Below are 21,785 nucleotides of genomic sequence, written 5' to 3'. Positions count from 1 at the left end.
CTTCACGTTGTATTATTTTTGTAAATCAGGTCGTAATTGAACTGCATTATTTTGATAAATATGTTGGATTTCCTCTTGTTTTTTGGAAGTATTGACGTTCATCATGACACGTATACACTTACGCATAGAGCCAGGCACATCGATTTCATGTGTACACATGACCGGTACATAAGTCCACCCTTCAATCGAACGGATCGCTTTTGCGGGGAATGCCGCTTTGACATCCACTGTAGTTGAAACAATTACAGAACCGATATCTTCCGGTTTGAATTGATTCGCCTCCGCCATTTCGAGTACAAGAGATTCTGTCGCTCGTAACACTTCAAATGCGTCATCATTTTCAACTGTTGTCGCACCCCTAATTCCCCTAACACTCATACAATTCCCTCGCTTTTCAATTTTACTTTAAATTCCTCAAATGCAGTCTGACACTCTTCTGAACTAATTCCTTTCACAAAAGGTTCACCGATTTTTTGTAATAAAACGAAATTCATTTTACCGAATGAAGCTTTCTTATCCTTTTGCATATAGGATAATAACTCTTCGAAACTATAAGAGAATACTGGCTTAAATGTATAGCCATTTTTGTTAGCAAAATGAAGATAGCGATTCGTGAATCCTTCAGGGATATTACCGTATTTCTCACTTAGCAAGAAGGCATACCCCATACCAATCATGACACACTCCCCATGGCTGAGGCTGCCGAATCCAGAAGCCGCTTCCACTGCATGTCCAAATGTATGACCGAAGTTTAAAAACTTACGCGTCGAATTCTCAAACTCATCTTCTCCAACGATATCTGCTTTTACCTTGATGCCACGAAGTAATTCCTTTTCAAGCCACTCTATAGAAGGTGTAGAAAACTGTTCTTGTTCCAGTAATTGCTCCGTCCATAATGGATCCGAAATAAAAGCATGCTTGACCAATTCCGCCAAACCTGAACGCATTTCGGACGCAGGTAACGTGTTAAATACATCAGTATCAAACAATACGGCTAAAGGTTGATGAAATGATCCCACCATATTTTTTCCTTCCGGCATATTGATGGCTGTTTTCCCACCGACTGCACTGTCATGCGCAAGTACAGTGGTTGGGCATTGGATGAAGCGAATACCACGCATAAATGTAGCAGCTACAAAACCTGTTAAATCCCCACACGCCCCTCCGCCAAATGCGATAAGGAGGGAATTTCGCGTAAATCCTTCAGTCAATAAGAAAGACTGACAATCCACGTAAACTTCTGGCATTTTACACTTCTCGCCGCCAGGTACGATTTTCACCGATACCTCGCGACCAGAACGTAATAAAGCTTCTTGCAATAAAGGGAGATGTAATTCTGCCACACGCGCATCGGCAATAATTCCAATTTTATCTGTCGTACTTAGCAAATCTGCATAGTCAGTCGAAAATAATTCATAGGTGTTTGAACCTACATAGACATCGTATTGGTGATCTCGGACGGAAACAGTTAACTTATCCATCTTAAAACTCCTTTACATATTGTCTGTATTGTTCAATATCCTTCTGTAAGGCGTCCATTGTATCCGAACGGAATTCTTCCATAATCGCTTTAGCCATCTCTGTTGCGATGACATGTTCAGCTACAACAGATGCAGCAGGAACGGCACAAGGATCGGAACGTTCAATCGTTGCAACGAAAGATTCCTTTGTATCAATATCCACGCTTTCTAGCGGCTTGTAAAGTGTTGGAATTGGTTTCATTACACCACGCACTATGATCGGCATACCTGTCGTCATTCCACCTTCAAGTCCACCTAAACGATTGGATTTTCGGTAATATCCTTGCTCTTTATTCCAGCTAATTTCATCATGCACTTCACTGCCTGGCATTTTTGCCATATCGAACCCTAAACCGACTTCAACACCCTTGAAAGCATTAATGCTCATCATAGCACCTGCAAGCTTACCATCCATTTTGCGATCGAATTGTACATAACTACCAATCCCAGGAGGACATCCTTCAATGATGACTTCCACTACGCCCCCTAGTGTATCACCGCGCTTTTTAATATCGTCTATGGCTTCCGTCATTTTGACAGACGCTTCTTTATCCGCACAATATACTGCATCTTCTTCTACGATCGCGCGTAGTTCTTCAATGGAAAGATCAGCATAGGCAGCAGAATCTGTTTCGATGCCGCCAATTTCCGTAACATGCGCTACAGTTTCAATCCCAAGCTGACGCAAAAATTGTTTTGCTACCGCCCCGATTGCAACACGCATCGTCGTTTCACGTGCCGATGAACGTTCCAACACATTTCGCAAGTCACGATGGCCATATTTCATGCCGCCGACTAGATCCGCGTGTCCGGGACGAGGGCGTGTAATTTGACGCTTTACATCTTCTGGATTCACGTCGTCCGGAAGTGGTTCTACGCCCATGATGCCTGTCCAGTGTTTCCAATCATCGTTCACAACCGTTAGCGTAACCGGTGAGCCAATTGTTTTACCATGGCGTACACCGGATGAGATTTCTACCCGATCCTTCTCTATTTGCATTCTCCGGCCTCTACCGTGTCCGCCTTGTCTTCTCTTCAATTCTTTATTGATCATCTCAGCAGTTAGCTCCATCTGTGCAGGTAATCCTTCAATGATGGCAGTAAGCTGTGGACCATGGGATTCACCAGCTGTAATAAAGCGCATATTCCATTCCTCCGTAACGTGGTTTATTGTTTTTTTCTATAAAAGAATGTATCTACTGATTCAAAGTTATATTTTTCAGGATTGAATATTTGTTCTGTGCTTCCAACGAACAAAACACCACCTGGTTTAAGTGCTTTGGAGAAGTTGGTATAAATCTGATCTTTCGCTTCTTCCGTGAAATAAATCATCACGTTACGGCAGACGATCAAGTCGTAGTTCGTATCATAGCGATCTTCCAGCAAGTTTTGCTGTTTGAATGTAACGGTCTTCTTGATATCTTCTACTACTTGATAAGAAGCACCTTCTTTTATGAAGAATTTATCGATGATCGGTTTGGGCACTTCTTTTAATGCACGATCATTGTATAAACCAACTTTGGCACGATTCAATACGCCCACATCTAAGTCCGTTGCATAAATAGAAATATCACGCAAAGGAAGATAGGATGATAGAACCATTGCTAATGAATAAGGCTCTTCCCCGGTAGAACAAGCCGCGCTCCAAATTTTCAATCGTTTATTTTTCTCCAATAATTGAGGGAATACTTTCTTCTCTAAGACCTCCCAACGCAAGGCGTTGCGGTAAAATTCTGACACATTAATCGTCATGCGGTCCAGGAATTCGTCCAATAAGTCTTGATCACTTTGAATAGCTAGAGAGTAATCTTTAAAATTACGAAAGCCTTTCTTTTCATATAGTGAAGTGAGTCTTCTCTTCATCTGGGCTTCTTTATACAATGACAAATCGATCCCAGTTTTCTTCTTGACCCCTTGAATTAACATCGAATAATCAGACATTTAACAACCCCCTGTTGCCTCTTCTCTTTTATGTACGTTCTCATTATAACGGAAAAAGTAGGTCGTATGTATAAGAAAAACAGCCATGCGAAATTCGCTCGGCTGTTTTTGGCGATTAATTAATCCAGTTGTTCACTGTTTTGTCATAAGTCACAAGCTCTTCTTCTTTAAAGAATAAGTTGATCTCGCGGCTTGCTGACTCAGATGAGTCTGAACCATGAATAATATTCTTGCCTACTGTTACAGCAAAGTCTCCACGAATAGTTCCAGGAGCTGATTCTTTTGGATTCGTTGCACCCATCATTAAGCGAGCAGTAGAGATGACGTTCTCGCCTTCCCATACCATTGCGAAAACCGGTCCAGAAGTAATGAATTCTACAAGTTCTCCGAAGAATGGACGTTCTTTGTGCTCTCCGTAATGTTGTTCAGCAAGTTCTTGAGAAATGTTCATTAATTTCCCACCAACTAATTGATATCCTTTGTCTTCGAAACGACCAACGATTTCACCTACAAGGTTACGTTGTACGCCGTCAGGCTTTACCATTAAAAATGTTCTTTCCATCTCTAAAACACTCCTTCGATCTTCTATAGGGATGATCCCTTTTAAATCGTACCATCGACGCCTTTTTCTTTCAACTATTAACAAACTCCGTCAATATTTTCGTTGGCCGATAAAATCAGCAATTTGAGTCAGTGCTTTCTTCGACTTACCATTCGGCAAATCTTCCAATTCCTTAAGTGCCTTGGTTAAGTACAGATCACTTACATGCTGTGCTTTTTCAATCGCACCACTTTGTCGAATATAGCGAAGCATCGATTGTCTATCCGGCTCTTCCATCTCTCCGGTAAACGCACGTTCCATGTAGGGCTTGAATTGTTCATCATCTTTTATGTATAAAACAGGCAATGTAATATGACCATTTAACAAGTCACTTCCTGCCGGCTTTCCAAGTTCTTCATCTGTTGACGTAATATCCAAAATATCGTCGATGATTTGAAATGCCATTCCAGTGAAATACCCATATCTCTTTAGTTTCCGTACAGTTTGAGCGTCTGCATCTGCACTAAGTGCGCCAAGTTCACAACTAGAGGATAGCAGTAAAGCAGTCTTTCGCTTAATACGTTTCAAATAGTCGCGCAAACCTTGATCTGTTTGTTGTTGGAAATCAAACTGGATAATTTCCCCTTTGCATATCTCCAGCATGGTTTCGGCGAGAATCTGATGGATAGGTGCTTTCTCGATAGTACCGATAGATGTTAGCGCCCGCGAAAAGATGAAGTCCCCCGCATACATTGCCACTCGGTTGTTCCACTTTGCTTTAACGGTTTGTAAACCGCGGCGCATATCAGAATCATCAATTACGTCATCGTGGACGAGTGATGCCATGTGGATTAATTCAAGGGATACTGCAATTTTCGCAGCGCTTTCTAGCGAATACGTTCCGAATTGAGCAGCCATTATCACGAAAATCGGCCGAATCCTCTTGCCACCGGCTTTCAATAAATGCAAGGAAGCTTGACGAACAATGGGAGAAGAGGATTGCACGGATCGCTCAAGCTCTTTTTCAATATAGGACATATCTTTGCGGAAATCCGTATAAAGCGACATCAACTTAATTTTTTCCAACCCCATTACCTTCTCCCGTGTATTCATTATTTGTAAGCGATATGACCTGCCGCCGCACCGCCACTGTAAGACTTATATGATACTTCTTGATATCCTGCATCAACAAAAAGCTGTGCTAGCTCTTTCATGTCTGGGAAATCATTTGCTGATTCCTGAAGCCAAGAATACTCTTTAAAGCTCTTTGCGAAAAGTTTACCAAATAGCGGCATAATAAATTTGAAATAGAAGCGAAACCCTTGACGATAGACAGGTATTTTAGGTTGAGATGTTTCCAAACACACTGCCATTCCACCCGGCTTCAACACGCGTCGCATTTCTTTTAAAACAGTCAAGTAATCGGGAACATTGCGTAGACCAAACCCGATCGTCACATAATCAAATGAATTGTCTGGAAAAGGAAGTGACATTGCGTTACCTTGAACTAATGTAAGGTTTGGGTAAGGGGCTACTTTGTCTCTGCCCGAATCCAGCATGTTGGCACTGAAGTCCAAACCGATAACTTCACCAGTAGGACCTGCGGCTTGAGCCAATGCAATTGTCCAGTCTGCAGTACCACAGCAAACGTCAAGTGCTTTAGCGCCCGGCTGTACATTCATGCGTGCCATGATATCACTCCGCCATTTAATATGTTGATTAAAACTGATCACGGAATTCATTTTATCATAGTCTGTCGAAATTTTTTCAAAGACGTTATGAACTCTTTCTTCTTTTGAGACCGCCACAGTTCGTCCCTTCTTTCTTCACTTCAGTTTACTTTCTTATGGTTTCGTCATTTTCTGCAACTCTGCTAGTACTTCAGTATGTAAATAAGAGCTGTTCTTCAATCTGTTGTTCAGCTGTAGTTGTAATTGATCGATCCAATCTTCTGTATCATTCGTACTCGGCACTAGATGCGGAAATTTCATCCGATTCAAGTCACGCTGTGTGCTGTCGAGCAGCCAAACGAGTGGAAAGACTGTTTCTACGATATGTGTGTAGTGACTAAAGCCGAATGCTTCGAAGAATTTCACAATACATGCACTTTCCACTTCAGAAATTAACTGCAACCGATCTTCAAGAGTGGAGGGCGGTGCTTGAAACAATGTCGTTTTGCATTCATTAATCCTGCCGACTGCCAATGACAAAGAACGAATGAGATGGAAGTTTGGAATTGACGCCAATAGCTTATAGTGGATACCGCTGAAGTGGTCGCCCGCAAGAACCATCAATTGCTGTTCTTTGGATGAAGCATCTACGACATCGATTTGATCATGGACATCAAAAGCCGTGTGGATGGCACCAATCGCTAGCGCCACGGTTTGCATCTCATCTGTCCACTGCTCTCCATTGAGCAAAGGCAATAAGAGCAACGAAGCTTTTCGCCTGTCAATCGGAGCATGCCCCGCATCTCGTTCGACCACTGGCTGATAAATAGCGCGTCGCAAATGGTGTATGTAATTGTCGACTTGGTCAGTGAATCCTTTTGTTTCCATCAGTAAGCTCCATTCCCGTAAGGATACGGTCATTCTTTTTCCTCACTCGCAATTACGCCGTGGGCTGTATGAATTTCAGCTTCCCCTCGAATCTTAATAGCGGAGGTATGCTCGGTAAACTGCGCGATCATGACTTCTCCTCTATCCAGCTTTTCGGTATGGTGAAACTTGGTGTCATTGCCTCTCGTGAGCCCAATGACATTCACTCCATCTTTTTTCGCTTTGATAATTAGATAATCGGGTTGTGTCATTTTCGCATCTCCAGTCTATATATAATCCTAATGATAGCATATACAGCAAGCGCTCGGCAAAGACCTTAGTTCGTTCGAATAAGAGATAAAATTTCCGCACGCTTCACGTCATCATGTTCATAGATTCCTCTAGCGACAGTCGTGATGGTTTTAGCCCCTGGCTTCTTAATTCCTCTCATCGTCATACACATGTGTTCCGCTTCGATAATGATATAAACACCATGGGGATTCAACTTTTCCATCATGGCATCTGCCACACTGGATGTAATGCGTTCTTGCAATTGCGGACGACGTGCTGCTGTTTCGACAGCTCTTGCCAACTTGCTCAAACCTGCAACTACTCCATTACGCGGAATATATGCTACGTGGGCTACACCGAAAAACGGAACCAAGTGATGCTCGCACATAGAATAAAATGGAATATCTTTCACCAACACGACTTCATCATGATTTTCATGGAATACCGTATCGAAATACTCTCTTGGATCTTTATTTAACCCTTCAAATACCTCTTGATACATTTTAGCAACACGTTTCGGTGTCTCCAGTAATCCTTCACGAGTCGGATCTTCACCGATTGCTTCTAGGATCATCGTAACTGCCTGTTCTAATTTATTTATATCTTGCTCTTTCATAACAGCATGTCCTCCTTGTAAGAACTAAACCTATTTCCCCAAAATATTAGCACATTCCATTCATTCCGTATAGTTACTTGTACTTCCCTATGTATACCAATTTAAAAAACGTAAAGGAGTCCATCCATGGCCATCTGACGAACAGATTTGCTGGACGGACTCCTATGTAAAATCTCAAATTATTTTACTGCGTCTTTAAGTGCTTTACCTGCTTTGAAAGCTGGAACTTTACTTGCAGCGATTTCGATTTCTTCGCCTGATTGTGGGTTACGTCCTTTACGAGCAGCACGTTCGCGTACTTCGAAGTTTCCGAAACCAATCAATTGAACTTTATCACCGTTAGCAAGAGTCGATTGAATTGTATCGAATACAGCTTCAACAGCTTTAGTTGCGTCTTTTTTTGTTAGACCTGCCGCTTCTGCCACAGAGTTAATTAATTCTGTTTTATTCACACCGTTCACCTCCTCTCAAAGGGGATGCTATTGCTGTTAACACTGTAAAAAGAGTAACATAAGAAAAACTACGGTGCAACAATATTATCGCGCTTTTCCTTTATTCACGGCATTTCAAGCGATTTTGATAGAAAAGCATAGAAAAAAGACCCGTTTTTGACGGATCTCTCTTCATTTCAAACTATATTTGTTACGTGATTTCCTTATTTTTTCACCTTACACAATGAAGGTAATCATACCTTTATTCCCGTCATTCACCATTTGTTCAATGGTTTCACGCAAGCGTTTTCTAGCTCGATCTGGAACTGCTGCGGTCTTATATCGGATACTTTCTTTCATGACTTCATGTAATGGTGTGCCAAATAATTGTGTTTCCCATAATGCTTCACGATCATGTAAATACGCATTTTTCAATTCTTTCAACAAGTGATGACTATGGAATTCAGAGCCGATTAACGGAGCGAATTCCGCTTCCATATCGATTCGAATAATGTGAAGTGAAGGTGCTTTCGCTTTCATTTTCACCCCATAAAACGTGTCTTGTTTAATTAATTCAGGAGCAGTTGGCTGAAAATCTTCAATCGATGGCAACGCTACGCCATAACCTGATTTTTTCGCCGTATCAATTGCTTCCGCATACATATCATACGATTTTTTCGCTTTAACCGCTTCTTGAATGAAGATTAACCAATCCTTTTTGGAACGCATTTCTGTTCCCATGAACTCCTCACAGACATTAACAAAAGCTTGCTCATCCATATCAATCTTCACGATGGCGCGGCCTTTACCTGCATCGACTTCCACTACTTCTGCTTGTCTAATAAACTCTTCTTCTTGCAATAACTCCGCAATCTCCTGAACTTTACGAATTTTCGAGACGCCTAGGAATCCATCTGTGATTAGCTGATCGATACGTGCATTCAGCTTATGGCTATCCCCAAGCTCCTCCATCCAGTCGGGACGTTGCAGTTCGATATCCGTGATAGGGAATTCATACAATGCCTCTTTGAGAATAAGCTGGATCTCTGCTGCATTGAGCTGATCCGCACTGATAGCAATGACGGGAACACCATACTTTTCATGTAATTGCTGTTTTAGTTCCAACGCTTTTTCATGAGCAGGCATTTTAGAATTTAATACAATGACGAATGGTTTACCGATTTCTTGCAATTTCGAAACGATTTCTTTTTCAGCAACTTCAGCGGCCGCGCGTGAAATATTGTTCACCGTACCGTCTGTCGTCAGCAAAATTCCAATAGTCGAGTGATCACGAATCACTTTGTCCGTTCCGATACGTGCCGCTTCTTGGAACGGAATCGGTTCATTGTGCCATGGTGTATGGACGTATTTCGGCCCATCCTCGTCCTCATATCCTTTAACACCATCAATTACGTAGCCTACACAGTCTGCTAGGCGAATTTGGAATTCCAGTTCACCGTCCCCTATTGAAACGCTTGTGCCTTGGGCAGGTACGAATTTAGGTTCTGCAGTCATGATTACGGGACCTGGTGAACTTTGGGGAAGTTCGTCTTGTGCACGTATTCGATCATTGGCATCCGTCATGTTGGGAATTACAACTTCCTCCATGACTCGTTTGACAAAAGTGGATTTCCCTACTCGAACAGGGCCTACCACACCTATATAAATATCGCCGTCTGTTCTTCTAGCTAAGTTTTCGTATAGTTCTTCTTTCATCATTAGCCCTCCTTTTTCTCCGCATTGTAGCTTATGAAACAGAAAAACGTTTCATGCATAGATGCACGAAACGTTTTTGGGTAATGGCACTAATTTAGTTAATAAACTTTGTAACGGTTCGGGATTGGTACTCCAGATGGGAACGCTTTCTGGAGGGCCCGCGGTGAGCCCGCTAGTCACTGCGTTCCTTTAGCGGTCTCACCTGTCGGGCTGATCCTCCCAGAGTCGTCCCATCTTCCGTACCAATCCTAGTTATATTATGGTGACAATTTGTATTACTCTTTGAAATATATATAGTTCAAGTGCTAATACATGAGGTCACCTACAAATTGGAGAACGTTATTTCTTCATAAACACAGGTTCGTTGTTTTCATCCACTGTGTATGGCAAGGAATATGCCGGAAGGACTAAGGAGTCTTCGTATAGTAGATAACGAATATCTGTGCCTGCTTTTATTTCTGGCTTTTGTTCCATTAAGATCTTGTTGAGGTCGATGGAATAGTCTACGTAAAAGTTTCCGTCGCCGCCTACTACGATAGGTAAATGAGCGTCAGAGTATGGGCTTTGGACGGTTAGTGGTTCTTTAAAGCCCATTTTCTTGAAGTCCACTTTATAGACGTTGTCGCCAACTGGATCTAAGAATGGTAATTCTCCGTTGATAAATTTGCGCAAGTTTAAGTCGCGTAGTTTTTCGGTTATACGCAAGTCGACTAGCTTAACTGTAGGATTTTCTTCTACATCTACGAGAACATACTGGAAGATGCCGCCGTTTTCGAATGCGTTGGACGGGATCTTTTCAGTGAAATCCGGAACGATTTTTGAGAACTCGATTGGATATTTGATGAATTGATCGGTTTCTTGATCGCGTGTTTTAATTGGTAATAGACCGCCCGACTGTTCTTGATAGCGCTCTACAGCTTTTTGGATAGTTTCTTGAAGTTCAGGATAAGGTGTTTCACTTGCTTGTTTTTCTTCAGGTGGACGGCCGCCGCAAGCAGACAATAATAGTCCACAGATTATAACTAAAAAAAGTAGCATTCGTTTGTTCATAATTTACGCCCCTCCAGTCGGTCCGTTGAATACCAAATAGACCATTGCGAAGAACGATGTAATTAATAGTGTATAGGCAATAATCGCAAATAGAATTTGTACGACACGGTTTTTTATTTTATATCGGCTCAAATAAATCAAGCCCATTGAAATAGCCATGAATCCCATCGCGTAAAAAGATAGCCACATTTTATCTAACGAGGACAAAATTGTCACCCTCCTACTGTTTAAATACCGAAAAATGTATCGATTTCCTGTTTCTTACCACGAGTCATTAATTGATCCACTGCTTGCTTGGGCGGGATTTTTTCAAATAGGATGGAATACAATGCTTCTGTCAACGGCATGTTGACATGAAACTGCTGCGCCAACTGAAACGAGGCCTTCGTAGTACGTACCCCTTCTATGACCATGCCCATTTCTTCAGTCACTCTTTCCAAGGACTGTCCTTTTCCAAGTAAGTTTCCTGCCCGCCAGTTTCTAGAGTGAACACTTGTACATGTAACGACCAAATCGCCGAGTCCCGTTAATCCGGAAAACGTTTGTTGGTCCGCACCCATTTCAACACCGAGACGTGTAATTTCTGCTAGACCTCTCGTAATAAGAGCAGCCTTTGCATTATCGCCGTAACCTAGTCCATCAGAAATTCCAGCAGCCAAAGCGATGACATTTTTCAATGCCCCGCCAAGCTCCACACCGATTACATCTTTATTTGTATAGACACGGAAATAATTGCTCATGAATAAATCTTGTATCCGTTCTGCCGCTTTCATGTTGCTTGAAGCGACCGCTACTGTTGTCGGATGTCTATGTACGACTTCCTCCGCATGACTCGGTCCAGAAAGCACCACAATGGCTTCACGCAGTGTTTCATCGATTTCATCTGCAATGATTTCAGAAATCCGTTGCAGTGAGTCCGGATCAATTCCTTTGGAGACATGGACAAATATAGCAGGATCAGTTAGTAATTCCTGAATATGGCGACACGTTTCACGCATCGCAGCAGTCGGCACGGCAAGTATAATCGTTTTCGCATGTTGGACTGCCACTTGTAGTTCACTAGTAGAGTTAAGGTTATCGGGCAGTTTCACATCTGGTAAATACCGGTTGTTCGTGTGCTGATTGTGGATTTCATCTGCTTGTTCTGCACGTCTCGTCCAAATTAAGCTATCATGTCCGTTTTCAGCTAGCACAACAGCGAGTGCGGTTCCCCAACTGCCTGCCCCGATTATAGAGACTTTTTCCATTACCTCCACCCTTTCTATTTCCGTAGTTAAGTTCTCGCTCTTGTAATTAAACGGATTGGTGTTCCTTCAAATCCAAAGGCTTCACGTAATCTGTTCTGTAAAAAACGTTCATAAGAAAAGTGCATAAGTTCGGGTTCGTTGACAAAGATCACGAATGTCGGTGGCTTCACAGCAACTTGTGTTGCATAATAAATCCGCAAACGACGTCCTTTGTCTGCAGGTGCAGGATTTCGCGCCACTGCATCTTCCACTACCTCATTCAAGACACTCGACTGAATACGCATCGCATGATTTTCACTGATCAATTGGATATTGGAGAATAATGTATGCACACGTTGCTTTGTTTTAGCTGAAACAAAGAAAATAGGGGCATAGTCGAGAAATCTAAACTGATCGCGAATATCATCGATGAAATTATTCATCGTCTTATCGTCTTTTTCAAGCGTATCCCACTTATTGACAACAAACATGACACCTTTTCCTGCTTCTTCGGCAAAGCCGGCTACACGTTTGTCCTGTTCACGAATACCTTCTTCTGCGTTCATGACAATCAATACGACATCGGAGCGGTCAATCGCTTTTAAGGCACGTAAAACACTATATTTCTCTGTGTTTTCATATACCTTCCCTTTTTTACGCATTCCCGCAGTGTCGATAATTTTAAATTCTTGTCCATCAACTACTTTTGTAGAGTCAATCGCATCAGTTGTCGTTCCGGCGATATCACTTACGATGACACGCTCTTCACCTAGTAAAGCGTTAACAAGTGACGATTTCCCGACATTCGGACGTCCAATTAAACAGAACTTGATGGAATCATCTTCCTCTTCCTCTAAGTTCATATCTTTAAAGCTTTCTGCGACTGCATCCAATAAATCACCAAGTCCTAGACCGTGTGATCCTGAGAGTGGATACGGTTCGCCAAATCCAAGTGAGTAAAAATCATAGACCATATCTCTCATCTCTGGATTATCTACTTTATTCACTGCCAATACGACTGGCTTGTTCGTTTTATACAGCATACGTGCTACTTGTTCATCTGAATCTGTCACACCATCTCTGCCATTCGTCAAAAAGATGATGACATCTGCTTCCTCAATGGCAATTTCAGCCTGCATGCGAATTTGGTCAAGTAATGGTTCATTACTCAGTTCAATACCGCCTGTATCGATTAAGTTAAATTCATAATTCAACCATTCGGCTGCGCTGTATATACGATCCCGCGTTACACCGGCAACGTCTTCTACGATAGAAATTCGTTCGCCTACGATCCGGTTAAAGATTGTCGACTTACCGACGTTTGGTCTTCCTACGATTGCTACTGTTGGTTTTTTCATTTTCTTTCATAACACCCTTCCGACCTATCTTTGAATATTATACACAAAAAGAATGATGATGCATATGAAAGCATCATCATTCCAGGTAAGCTTATTTATCATTTGTGGCTAGCTTATCACAATCTGACGTTTATTTTTGGAATTTCTTCAGTTGATCACCGATGACATCTCCTAAAGAGAAGCCAGTTGTTTCTTCAGGCATTTCATAACTAAAGTTTTCCTCACGTGCTTCTTGCGGTTTTTCAATAAGATCTTTAATGCTCAATGAAATACGTTTTTCCTGTGGATTCACGTCTAATACTTTTACTTGTATAGTCTGGCCTTCTTCAAGTACTTCTTGTGGTGTTCCGATATGCTCGTGTGCAATACGTGAGATGTGAACGAGTCCTTCCACGCCTGGCAAAATCTCGACGAATGCGCCATAGGCTACAAGACGTTTTACTGTGCCATCCAGTACAGAGCCGACTTCTGCTTTTTCTTCAATATTTTCCCATGGTCCAGGCAATGTATCTTTAATGGATAAAGATACGCGTTCCGCATCACGGTCAACAGACAACACTTTGACTTGGATCTCATCGCCTTCTTTCAACACATCTGACACGCTTTCAATATGTCCGTGTGAAATTTGTGAAATGTGTACCAAACCATCTACGCCACCAATATCAACGAAAGCACCAAATGAAGCGATACGTTGTACTGTACCGTCAAGAATGTCACCTTCTTGAATTTCAGAAAGTGCGGCTTCCTTTTTCTGCTCATTTTGTGCTTGAACAACCGCACGGTGAGACAAGATTAAGCGGTTCTTTTCTTTATCCATTTCAACAATTTTAAATGTCATCGTGCGTCCTTTATAATCATCAAACGATTCAACGAAGTGATCTTCTACTAAAGAAGCTGGAATAAAACCGCGAACGCCAAGGTCGACAACCAGTCCGCCCTTTACTACGTCCTTTACTTCTGTCTCGATGATTTCGCCACTTTCAAATTTTTCTTCTAGTGAATCCCATGCATTTTCAGCATCTACTTGACGCTTGGACAAGACATACATCTCATCCTCCACCTTAGTAATCGCCAATTGTAATTCGTCACCGATCGAGACTGCATCCGCTGCTTTTTCAATATGCAAGCTGGAAAGTTCACTGATCGGAATCACACCATCAAACGGAGCGCCAGCGATTTCAACAGTCACTGATTTCTCTTCAACCTTTGTCACTACACCCGTTACGTGTGCACCTTCACCGTATTCTTTAACTTCATCCATATTCATCTCTTCAGTCATATGTAGTCCTCCTCCATAATGATCCTATCTCTATATTATGCGAATTGAGACTTAAAAACAAAAAATTGCACTTATTCTTTTATTTATACTGTTCAATCAACTTGGATATCTCTGCCATAATTGCTTCCGTTACCTCTTCGGCAGATGCTTTTCTTTCACGATAAGGTGTCATATCCATAGCTTCCCCGTACACGACTTTCAGTTGCGAAAAGGCTTTATACGGACCGATGATTGCGCAAGGGACGACTTTAGCATTCCCACCTTTTAACGCAAAGAACCCTGCACCTGCCAAACCTTTTCCAATCTCCCCCGTTTTGCTTCTAGTTCCTTCAGGGAATAAGCCTACTACTTTGTCTTCACGTAAGAGTTTAATGGTTTTACGGAATGCTTCTCGGTCACTCATACCGCGCTTTACAGGATATGCCTGTACTTTTGGTAACACAGTTTTAAGAATCGGCATATCAAACAGCTCTTCTTTGGCCATAAAATGAACCGTTCTTGGACTTGTAATTCCGACTATAGGGGGATCTAGATTATCGATATGATTCGTGCATAAAAGCACTCCACCCTCTTTAGGAAAGTTTTCTTTTCCGATTACTTTGATTCGATAAAGTGGAAAGCAAACAGTACTAATCAAAAATTTGCCAAGTGGATATAAATTCATTGAGCCAACCTCTTTTCGGCATATTCGACAATACTATTTGTCACTTCTTCTATTGTCTTCCCTGTTGTATCAATTGTAATCGCATCTTCTGCTTTTTTTAATGGAGAAATTTCACGTTCGCTATCTGCTTGATCTCTCTCGCTAATTTCTTTTTTCAACGTTTCATAATCCGATTTCATTCCACGCTTTTGTTCTTCTAGTAAACGACGCTGTGCACGCTCTTCTACAGAAGCTGTCATGAAGATTTTTACTTCAGCTTCAGGCAAAACGGCAGTACCAATATCTCTACCATCCATTACAACGGAGGATTCTGCTGCAAGACTCTGTTGTTTAGCTACCAAGAGTTCACGGACAGTTGTCAACGCCGCTATCGCTGAAACATTTGTCGTCACTTCGTGTGAACGGATCGCATCGGTTACTTCAATACCATCGAGCAACACTTTTTGCACATGTTCGTCCGGTTGTAATTCGATTTCCGTTTGGGCGATCAACTTTGAAATATCTTCCTCATTATGTGGATCTATGTTGTTTTGAAGTACTTTGTAAGTAATGGCACGATACATGGCTCCTGTATCGATATACGTATATCCTAATTTTTTGGCTACTAATTTAGCAATTGTACTTTTACCTGCCGCGGCAGGACCATCAATTGCAATTCTCATTCCAGCTGTCATGATGAAAACCCCTCCATTTACGCCTTTATTGTACCATAAGCAAAAAGGAAAAGTCTGCTCTCGGCAGACTTTTCCTTTAGCTATTTCGTAATTCTAATTGTCGTTCAAAGCAATAGCGGATAATGTGTTGTCGATCTTTATCGTCTATTTCATCAAACGTGAAAGAGCTCAATCTACGCTTCTCACTTTCCCAGTTTCGTACTACTCTTGCTTTACATGACACATATTTGATTTCTGTTTTCGAGAAATACAAAACGATCAATAATTTCACTTCAGTATTTCGCGGGAAATAATCATGGTTTTTCATATTGACTGCCAATCCGCCAGCGCTAATATCCAATGACACCAATTGCAACGTTGAGGAGTCTGCCTGTAATGCCACGTCCAATGACGTGTCAACACGAACAAATTCTCTTCTTTGGATTTTAATCAATTGCTTATCACCGGGATATTTCAGTTTAAGCATAGGTATCGTTTGATTGACCCGGCTATGCACTTCCGTACGAAAGGCATAAGACATCTTATACTCATCTACAAATGTCACGAGAAGCTGCGTACCATCTATGAAGAACGCTGTTTTACCCGTCATTATATTGATAGGGTAATCCATCATGAAGTGCTCGTCATCTTCAATATCCACTACACGACATTTGAATTTTTCCGATTCCTCCGTATAATCTTTCTCTAACGTTAATACTGTCCCGATACTTAGTCTCATTTCTCCACCTGCCATTCGTCCTATTCTTTCATTATGTCATGTGGAGTAAATTTTTCCAATCTTTTTTATTGTTTTTCCGTCGTAATCACTTCTAATGTCTCCGTGTCAACGAGAATCTTATATGTCTCCAGGTTCTCTTTTCCTGAAACGACTGTTAAATAATGCGCAAGGCGTTGCTCCATTTGACTATTTTCTACGTAGGCAAGCTCCTGAGCCATTACGGTAACATCTGGTCTGAAGAACGTGTGCCACTCCGCTGTACGAATAGGCTGTGGTTTCGGTTGCTCTTTACGAATGTATTCCGATGCATCCAAACCGATCACTTCGCCGTTGTCTTTCGCTAATTTAATATGAATTGGATCAGAGAATACTTTGGCTTCATTTTCAGGATATACCCGAACGAAAACAAAATGCCATGCGTTATCATTCTCTCTAGCCTCTTCCAAAACCAGATCCGTATAATCAGCCTTCTTTAAAAACTCATTAGCCAACTTCTCTAACTCTTCATACGATACTGTAGGCTTACCCATGCGCCGCTCCATGAGATATGACAGAACATGCCCACCTTTTTCAGTGATATCTATATAACCGATTGATGAATTTTCTGCATAACGGATATGATAAAATGGATATGGGGCACCTTTTCTACTTCTTTCCGCCGCAATGATATCATTTGAAACAGTCGGCAGAAGCTTTTTGAATTTCTGAATTGCCTCGTCCTCGCTAATTTTCTTTTCTTTAATATCACGCAACTCTTTTTTCTTCTGGGCATCAGACTCACTAGCCGTTAAAGGGAATACCGCTTCTGTATATCCCATGACAGACTCTCCCATTTTCGACCAATTCGCCTTACCATCAGGTGAGTCACGCAACTTTTTTTCCCAGTTACTAATCGACATTTTACTTGAAAACATATCCTTCGTCGCCAACTGCCATTCACTCGTTAGTTCATCCAGATTTTCTGAAGCGCGTTGCATCACGCCGTAGTATTTGTCAGGGTCGCCATTCTCTGTAGATTCCTTTGCGAAATTTCCTAGCCTTCCTAAATAATTCATCCAGGAAGTAGAGAAACTTTCATCTACAGGTAGTGCGGAAATGGATGACTTAATATCTGAAGATAAACGCCAAATATCTTCTCTTTCCTTTGCTGAACTTTTTTGATCCTCAAAAAGCAATGACTTGTTTACCGCTTCTTCCAATTCACCAAGCTTTTGTGAAGCATCTGTCATACTTTTGGAATACTGGCCATTCAACGCGATTGATAATTCTTCATTTTCACGTACCGTTCCAAACGTATATATTCCCAATACAATAAATGAATAGGTCAGAATGAAAATCATTCGTTTCATAATAAGCTAGGTCTCCTTTCTATTAGTCACAAAATATGTGTAAACCGATTTTCTTAATTTGTGGCCTTGACCAAATCCATTTACTAGTAGCTGTGATTGGATTGAAATAGTAAATTGCATTTTCAGAAGGATCCCAACCGTTGATTGCATCGATAACCGCTTCTTTCGCACGCTGATTCGGTGTCAACCAAATCTGTCCATCCGCAACTGCAGTAAACGCTCCTGGTTGAAAGATGACACCACCAATTGAATCGGGAAAATCTGGATGTTCGACACGGTTTAAAATAACTGCCGCTACCGCTACTTGTCCTTCGTATGGTTCGCCACGAGCTTCACCATACACTGCATTGGCTAATAAATTAATATCTTGATCAGTATATTTAGGCGGTGCTTGCATTTGGGTTTGCGACTTCTTGTGTGGGGCACTTCCCTTTTTCACTTGGGATTCTAGTGACTGACCGCCGTAATAGGTAAATTGGTTTCCTTTCGCAATCTGTCCTTTTACATACTTTTCATCGTAATCTGTAATTCCTCGCAATTTTTTCTGGGTACTTTTACCGGCAATCCCGTCTAGTGGTAAACCGTATTGTTCTTGAAAATTACGTAATGCCCAGTAAGTCCCAAAACCGAAATTACCATCAATATCCCCATGATAGAAACCGATATATTGAAGTCTTGCTTGCAATTCAATGACGTCATCTCCTTTTGCGCCTTTTGCCAAATCACGTCCACTGAACGCTTCACTATGACTCGCAAAGAAAGAAAACATCATGATGCCTGCCAGTAATAAAAATAGGAAGCGTTTTGTAATTCGCTTCATAGACATCCACCTCCATAAAATTGTGCTTCCTCGTAGTTTGTCCAATTTCGAGTATTTTATAAGGCAAAAAATCCATCTGAAGAACTCAGATGGATTTCTTAAAAGTTTGATTGATTTCGTTTTCTGAATTGTTGCATCGCAAAAGTATGCGCGTACTTCACTCGTGTCAGCCCAAACCACCATAGGAATAGCATAAATGGGATCATTAAATACAGCCAATAATCATTCGTGAATAAAATGGAATTGTACAGTATATGAAGCAGCAATGGCGCCAAACATGCAATAGCTATCCATTTTGCTTTTTCTGACATAGCAGAAAACTTAGCTTTACCAAAATAATAGCCCATGACGACTCCAAATAATGCGTGACTTGAAACAGGCAGTAATGCACGCAGAAATGCTGTATCCAAACCGAAAGATAGTAAATATAAAATATTTTCTACTGTAGCGAATCCAAGTGAGACACTCGCACCATATAAAATTCCATCATAGGCATCTTCAAACTCAATGGTTTTATATACGAGAATAAAAATAATAATCCATTTAAAAAATTCCTCTAAACTGCTCGTAAATATGACATTGCGGAAAAATTCATTAGTAAATACATTCTCTTCTTCAAATACATGCTGGATAAACAAAATAGGAAATGTCATGATTGCACCGTAAATGAATGCATGGAATAGCGTTTTGGATGGCTCTTTAGCAATTTGCTTACGTAAATACAAATAACTAAAAAGTGCCAGCGCCGGCGCTATTGCGACTGTCAGTAAAATAAACATAGGCGCCTCCTCATGTCGCTAGTATATCACATCATATATGAGAAAAGCCGCCTGACCTGTAAGGTAAGCGACTTATCCATTCACATATTTTGTGCAATATACTGTGCAATCATTCCACCATGGAATCGTCCATTTTCGATAAAAATTTCATTGGCATTATTCCCCGCTGCAATAACACCCGCAATGAATAAATTATCAATATTTGTTTCCATCGACTCTTCATTGAAAACAGGCCGTCCAGATTGTTCATTTACTTCAATTCCTATTTTACGTAAAAATGCATGATCGGGATGATAGCCGATCATCGCAAAGACATAGTCACTTTCAAGATTAAATAGGGTACCTTGTTTATGAACGGTGACATGTTTTTCAGTGATTTTCGTTACATATGCGTTAAAATGCATATCGATTTGACCATTACGGACCAAACTATCAAAACCAGGAAGTATCCATGGTTTTACACTTTTCGAATACGTTTCGTTTCGATAAACAACAGTTACATGCGCACCTGCACGTTGTAATTCCAGTGCTGCGTCAACGGCAGAATTTTTCCCGCCAATGACCGTCACTTTTTTATTGAAGTACGGATGCGCTTCTTTGAAGTAGTGATAGACAGTAGGCAAATTCTCTCCTTCGACATGTAAACGATTAGGTTGATCATAATAACCTGTTGCCACCACGACATATCGCGCATCATAGACCGCTTTATTCGTCGTCACGATAAATTTATCATGCTGCTTATTTATATCTTCCACTCGCTCATGACTGTTGATCCGCAAGTTTTCGATTTGTGCAACGGTTCTATAATACACGAGTGCATCATTACGTTTTGGTTTATCTACAGCTGTAATGAATGGCGTCTTGCCTATCGATAATTTCATGCTGGAACTAAAAAAGGTTTGGTGGGTCGGATAATTATAAATCGAATGCACGATATTTCCTTTTTCGATCACTACTACCGACAAACCGATATTTTGCAATTCAATTGCCGCTGACAAGCCACATGGACCGCCCCCGACAATTACTGCATCTACAGAATTCATGACATCTACTCTCCTAATTTCTTGCGTTCTAGTAATGAACTTCCACTACATGACATTCAGGTTTCGCACCGAAACGCAACGGCACCATTGTTGTTCCATAGCCGTTACTAATTAATTTCGCGCGGTTTCCCACCGTCTCGAAGCAACCCAGGTCTTGCATCCCAAAAGGTCCAAGTCTAATCTGGCCTCCATGTGTATGGCCGGCAACAGATAAATCCGGTTGTCGATTCTCTTCAAACTTTCGGACAAAAGATGGATTATGTACAGCTAGGATCAGGTGATCATAACCGCTTGCAGAATCCACCGCCTTATCGATCTCTACTTTCCCGTTATTCGGATCTTGCAATCCACATATGCCGAAAGCTGGATGGTTCGGTATCGATGTAGTACTGTTGATCAACACTTTGCCACCAACTTGTTTCATCACACGTAGTATATTTTCTGTGCCTACTTCTTGGTCATTATTTCCAAAAATATAAAAAATCGGTCCTATTGAAGCGAGTAATTGCATATTGCGTTCAATTCGCTCAATCGGCACGCCCCCTTCCGCCACATCCCCACCTACGATAACTGCGTCAATAGAACGCGTACGCAAATCATCTATCAGTCGCTTTGGAATACTGCGTTTATGGATATCTGAAATAAAGAACACGTTCAATTTATTAGTTGGGGTCGATGTACTATATAATGTATGGGTAAGCACACGATTCCGATGGGCCAAGGCGTACATATAAGTCAGCATAGTCATCGCTGATATTAGAACTGATAATCCCGCTATTCGAACTTTTTTCATTAGTCAACTCCCATAGAAAAAAGCAAAGCGTCTACTTTGCTTTTGTGTAGTAATTTTCATTAGTAGTATAGCAAGATTTCAAGAAAATCCCCACTATTGTTCTGCGCTTAGGAAACGGCATGTATGAAATGTGTTGCAGACGGATAAAACCCAACCGACAACTCGACTTTTTCAACAGGTACTTGATCTGGAACATCAGGAGAATAAAGATCCGATAATACATAGAGTAGTATAATAATAGGTATTAAAGTGAAAATCGCCAGAAAAATATTGATGACTTTCACACGGCCATATTTTTCTTCTTTCTTCTTTCCATGTACTTCTGCACGGGAAGGAAGTTTATCGACAGTCACTTTTTCTTTAATCTCTTTTCGCTGCTGTTCAAAATCCACTTTATACTGATCGTTTAACATATCTAATTTCTCCTTCACACCGCATA

The 21,785-nt window shown here is 41.2% G+C and carries 26 protein-coding genes; all 26 read right to left on the bottom strand.

What is annotated here, in order from left to right:
• Positions 1 to 12 precede the first annotated feature (12 nt).
• Positions 13 to 378, bottom strand: a complete 366-nt coding sequence (gene aroH / locus CSV77_RS01815) for a chorismate mutase (protein WP_099631565.1) — start codon at positions 376 to 378, stop codon at positions 13 to 15.
• The gene (gene aroB / locus CSV77_RS01810; protein ID WP_099631564.1) at positions 375 to 1,481 is read right to left on the bottom strand and encodes a 3-dehydroquinate synthase; all 1,107 of its coding nucleotides are present in this window, start codon (positions 1,479 to 1,481) and stop codon (positions 375 to 377) included. Before aroB ends, aroH begins: the two co-directional genes overlap by 4 nt.
• A 1-nt stretch (position 1,482) precedes the next feature.
• Entirely contained in the window at positions 1,483 to 2,664 is a 1,182-nt protein-coding gene (gene aroC, locus CSV77_RS01805; protein ID WP_099672060.1) for a chorismate synthase, read from the bottom strand.
• A 23-nt stretch (positions 2,665 to 2,687) separates the two neighbouring features.
• Positions 2,688 to 3,461: a CheR family methyltransferase gene (locus CSV77_RS01800; protein WP_099672059.1), complete on the bottom strand. Its 774-nt coding sequence runs from the start codon at positions 3,459 to 3,461 to the stop codon at positions 2,688 to 2,690.
• 115 nt (positions 3,462 to 3,576) lie between these two features.
• Positions 3,577 to 4,023: a nucleoside-diphosphate kinase gene (gene ndk / locus CSV77_RS01795; protein ID WP_099631561.1), complete on the bottom strand. Its 447-nt coding sequence runs from the start codon at positions 4,021 to 4,023 to the stop codon at positions 3,577 to 3,579.
• A 90-nt stretch (positions 4,024 to 4,113) separates the two neighbouring features.
• Positions 4,114 to 5,088, bottom strand: a complete 975-nt coding sequence (locus CSV77_RS01790) for a polyprenyl synthetase family protein (RefSeq protein ID WP_099631658.1) — start codon at positions 5,086 to 5,088, stop codon at positions 4,114 to 4,116.
• 26 nt (positions 5,089 to 5,114) lie between these two features.
• Positions 5,115 to 5,810, bottom strand: coding sequence for a demethylmenaquinone methyltransferase (locus CSV77_RS01785; RefSeq protein WP_099672058.1), 696 nt, complete (start codon positions 5,808 to 5,810; stop codon positions 5,115 to 5,117).
• A gap of 36 nt (positions 5,811 to 5,846) precedes the next feature.
• Positions 5,847 to 6,593, bottom strand: a complete 747-nt coding sequence (locus tag CSV77_RS01780; RefSeq protein ID WP_099672057.1) for a heptaprenyl diphosphate synthase component 1 — start codon at positions 6,591 to 6,593, stop codon at positions 5,847 to 5,849.
• Positions 6,590 to 6,811: a trp RNA-binding attenuation protein MtrB gene (gene mtrB / locus CSV77_RS01775; RefSeq protein WP_029053045.1), complete on the bottom strand. Its 222-nt coding sequence runs from the start codon at positions 6,809 to 6,811 to the stop codon at positions 6,590 to 6,592. Before mtrB ends, CSV77_RS01780 begins: the two co-directional genes overlap by 4 nt.
• A gap of 65 nt (positions 6,812 to 6,876) precedes the next feature.
• A complete protein-coding gene (gene folE, locus CSV77_RS01770) occupies positions 6,877 to 7,446 on the bottom strand; it encodes a GTP cyclohydrolase I FolE (RefSeq protein WP_099631558.1) in 570 nt (189 codons plus the stop codon).
• Positions 7,447 to 7,625: 179 nt separating this feature from the next.
• Complete coding sequence (locus tag CSV77_RS01765; protein WP_037561579.1) at positions 7,626 to 7,898, bottom strand: HU family DNA-binding protein; 273 nt, start codon at positions 7,896 to 7,898, stop codon at positions 7,626 to 7,628.
• A gap of 216 nt (positions 7,899 to 8,114) precedes the next feature.
• Positions 8,115 to 9,593 (bottom strand): stage IV sporulation protein A, encoded by a 1,479-nt coding sequence (gene spoIVA, locus CSV77_RS01760; protein WP_085133386.1) that lies wholly within the window; start codon positions 9,591 to 9,593, stop codon positions 8,115 to 8,117.
• A gap of 339 nt (positions 9,594 to 9,932) precedes the next feature.
• A complete protein-coding gene (locus tag CSV77_RS01755) occupies positions 9,933 to 10,643 on the bottom strand; it encodes an LptM family lipoprotein (RefSeq protein WP_099631557.1) in 711 nt (236 codons plus the stop codon).
• A 3-nt stretch (positions 10,644 to 10,646) separates the two neighbouring features.
• Complete coding sequence (locus CSV77_RS01750; protein WP_369802715.1) at positions 10,647 to 10,859, bottom strand: DUF2768 domain-containing protein; 213 nt, start codon at positions 10,857 to 10,859, stop codon at positions 10,647 to 10,649.
• Positions 10,860 to 10,870: 11 nt separating this feature from the next.
• Entirely contained in the window at positions 10,871 to 11,890 is a 1,020-nt protein-coding gene (locus CSV77_RS01745; protein WP_099672056.1) for an NAD(P)H-dependent glycerol-3-phosphate dehydrogenase, read from the bottom strand.
• 26 nt (positions 11,891 to 11,916) lie between these two features.
• Positions 11,917 to 13,227 carry a ribosome biogenesis GTPase Der gene (gene der / locus CSV77_RS01740; protein ID WP_099672055.1) on the bottom strand — a complete coding sequence of 437 codons (1,311 nt, stop codon included), beginning with the start codon at positions 13,225 to 13,227 and terminating at the stop codon, positions 11,917 to 11,919.
• A gap of 130 nt (positions 13,228 to 13,357) precedes the next feature.
• Positions 13,358 to 14,506, bottom strand: a complete 1,149-nt coding sequence (gene rpsA, locus CSV77_RS01735; RefSeq protein WP_099636013.1) for a 30S ribosomal protein S1 — start codon at positions 14,504 to 14,506, stop codon at positions 13,358 to 13,360.
• Positions 14,507 to 14,585: 79 nt separating this feature from the next.
• The gene (locus CSV77_RS01730) at positions 14,586 to 15,170 is read right to left on the bottom strand and encodes a lysophospholipid acyltransferase family protein (protein WP_099672054.1); all 585 of its coding nucleotides are present in this window, start codon (positions 15,168 to 15,170) and stop codon (positions 14,586 to 14,588) included.
• Positions 15,167 to 15,844, bottom strand: a complete 678-nt coding sequence (gene cmk / locus CSV77_RS01725) for a (d)CMP kinase (RefSeq protein WP_099672053.1) — start codon at positions 15,842 to 15,844, stop codon at positions 15,167 to 15,169. Before cmk ends, CSV77_RS01730 begins: the two co-directional genes overlap by 4 nt.
• A gap of 76 nt (positions 15,845 to 15,920) precedes the next feature.
• Positions 15,921 to 16,562, bottom strand: coding sequence for a flagellar brake protein (locus tag CSV77_RS01720; protein ID WP_158231999.1), 642 nt, complete (start codon positions 16,560 to 16,562; stop codon positions 15,921 to 15,923).
• Positions 16,563 to 16,627: 65 nt separating this feature from the next.
• Positions 16,628 to 17,911: a PepSY1/2 domain-containing protein gene (locus CSV77_RS01715; protein ID WP_099672052.1), complete on the bottom strand. Its 1,284-nt coding sequence runs from the start codon at positions 17,909 to 17,911 to the stop codon at positions 16,628 to 16,630.
• Positions 17,912 to 17,933: 22 nt separating this feature from the next.
• The gene (sleB, locus tag CSV77_RS01710) at positions 17,934 to 18,731 is read right to left on the bottom strand and encodes a spore cortex-lytic enzyme (RefSeq protein WP_099672051.1); all 798 of its coding nucleotides are present in this window, start codon (positions 18,729 to 18,731) and stop codon (positions 17,934 to 17,936) included.
• A gap of 98 nt (positions 18,732 to 18,829) precedes the next feature.
• The gene (gene prsW, locus CSV77_RS01705; protein WP_099672050.1) at positions 18,830 to 19,510 is read right to left on the bottom strand and encodes a glutamic-type intramembrane protease PrsW; all 681 of its coding nucleotides are present in this window, start codon (positions 19,508 to 19,510) and stop codon (positions 18,830 to 18,832) included.
• An 80-nt stretch (positions 19,511 to 19,590) separates the two neighbouring features.
• On the bottom strand, positions 19,591 to 20,553 hold the full coding sequence (locus CSV77_RS01700; RefSeq protein WP_099672049.1) for a YpdA family putative bacillithiol disulfide reductase: 963 nt from the start codon (positions 20,551 to 20,553) through the stop codon (positions 19,591 to 19,593).
• A gap of 28 nt (positions 20,554 to 20,581) precedes the next feature.
• A complete protein-coding gene (locus CSV77_RS01695; protein WP_099672048.1) occupies positions 20,582 to 21,346 on the bottom strand; it encodes a metallophosphoesterase in 765 nt (254 codons plus the stop codon).
• Between the two features lie 107 nt (positions 21,347 to 21,453).
• Positions 21,454 to 21,759, bottom strand: coding sequence for a hypothetical protein (locus CSV77_RS01690; protein WP_099631545.1), 306 nt, complete (start codon positions 21,757 to 21,759; stop codon positions 21,454 to 21,456).
• Positions 21,760 to 21,785 lie beyond the last annotated feature (26 nt).

The organism is Sporosarcina sp. P16b, from assembly GCF_002743065.1.
Lineage (GTDB): Bacteria > Bacillota > Bacilli > Bacillales_A > Planococcaceae > Sporosarcina.
The sequence above is the reverse complement of the archived record's forward strand: the minus strand, read 5'-3'. Positions and strand labels throughout refer to the sequence as shown.

What these genes read in the sequence shown, in the direction of transcription:
- CSV77_RS01780 (WP_099672057.1), bottom strand. Translation starts at nt 6,593, where the DNA reads ATGACCGTATCCTTACGGGAATGGAGCTTACTGATGGAAACAAAAGGA.
- CSV77_RS01715 (WP_099672052.1), bottom strand. Translation starts at nt 17,911, where the DNA reads ATGAAACGAATGATTTTCATTCTGACCTATTCATTTATTGTATTGGGA.
- CSV77_RS01800 (WP_099672059.1), bottom strand. Translation starts at nt 3,461, where the DNA reads ATGTCTGATTATTCGATGTTAATTCAAGGGGTCAAGAAGAAAACTGGG.
- spoIVA (WP_085133386.1), bottom strand. Translation starts at nt 9,593, where the DNA reads ATGAAAGAAGAACTATACGAAAACTTAGCTAGAAGAACAGACGGCGAT.
- CSV77_RS01700 (WP_099672049.1), bottom strand. Translation starts at nt 20,553, where the DNA reads ATGAATTCTGTAGATGCAGTAATTGTCGGGGGCGGTCCATGTGGCTTG.
- der (WP_099672055.1), bottom strand. Translation starts at nt 13,227, where the DNA reads ATGAAAAAACCAACAGTAGCAATCGTAGGAAGACCAAACGTCGGTAAG.
- rpsA (WP_099636013.1), bottom strand. Translation starts at nt 14,506, where the DNA reads ATGACTGAAGAGATGAATATGGATGAAGTTAAAGAATACGGTGAAGGT.
- CSV77_RS01730 (WP_099672054.1), bottom strand. Translation starts at nt 15,170, where the DNA reads ATGAATTTATATCCACTTGGCAAATTTTTGATTAGTACTGTTTGCTTT.
- prsW (WP_099672050.1), bottom strand. Translation starts at nt 19,510, where the DNA reads ATGTTTATTTTACTGACAGTCGCAATAGCGCCGGCGCTGGCACTTTTT.
- aroH (WP_099631565.1), bottom strand. Translation starts at nt 378, where the DNA reads ATGAGTGTTAGGGGAATTAGGGGTGCGACAACAGTTGAAAATGATGAC.
- sleB (WP_099672051.1), bottom strand. Translation starts at nt 18,731, where the DNA reads ATGAAGCGAATTACAAAACGCTTCCTATTTTTATTACTGGCAGGCATC.
- CSV77_RS01745 (WP_099672056.1), bottom strand. Translation starts at nt 11,890, where the DNA reads ATGGAAAAAGTCTCTATAATCGGGGCAGGCAGTTGGGGAACCGCACTC.
- CSV77_RS01720 (WP_158231999.1), bottom strand. Translation starts at nt 16,562, where the DNA reads ATGAGACTAAGTATCGGGACAGTATTAACGTTAGAGAAAGATTATACG.
- CSV77_RS01755 (WP_099631557.1), bottom strand. Translation starts at nt 10,643, where the DNA reads ATGAACAAACGAATGCTACTTTTTTTAGTTATAATCTGTGGACTATTA.
- aroC (WP_099672060.1), bottom strand. Translation starts at nt 2,664, where the DNA reads ATGCGCTTTATTACAGCTGGTGAATCCCATGGTCCACAGCTTACTGCC.
- aroB (WP_099631564.1), bottom strand. Translation starts at nt 1,481, where the DNA reads ATGGATAAGTTAACTGTTTCCGTCCGAGATCACCAATACGATGTCTAT.
- CSV77_RS01695 (WP_099672048.1), bottom strand. Translation starts at nt 21,346, where the DNA reads ATGAAAAAAGTTCGAATAGCGGGATTATCAGTTCTAATATCAGCGATG.
- ndk (WP_099631561.1), bottom strand. Translation starts at nt 4,023, where the DNA reads ATGGAAAGAACATTTTTAATGGTAAAGCCTGACGGCGTACAACGTAAC.
- mtrB (WP_029053045.1), bottom strand. Translation starts at nt 6,811, where the DNA reads ATGACACAACCCGATTATCTAATTATCAAAGCGAAAAAAGATGGAGTG.
- CSV77_RS01690 (WP_099631545.1), bottom strand. Translation starts at nt 21,759, where the DNA reads ATGTTAAACGATCAGTATAAAGTGGATTTTGAACAGCAGCGAAAAGAG.
- folE (WP_099631558.1), bottom strand. Translation starts at nt 7,446, where the DNA reads ATGAAAGAGCAAGATATAAATAAATTAGAACAGGCAGTTACGATGATC.
- cmk (WP_099672053.1), bottom strand. Translation starts at nt 15,844, where the DNA reads ATGACAGCTGGAATGAGAATTGCAATTGATGGTCCTGCCGCGGCAGGT.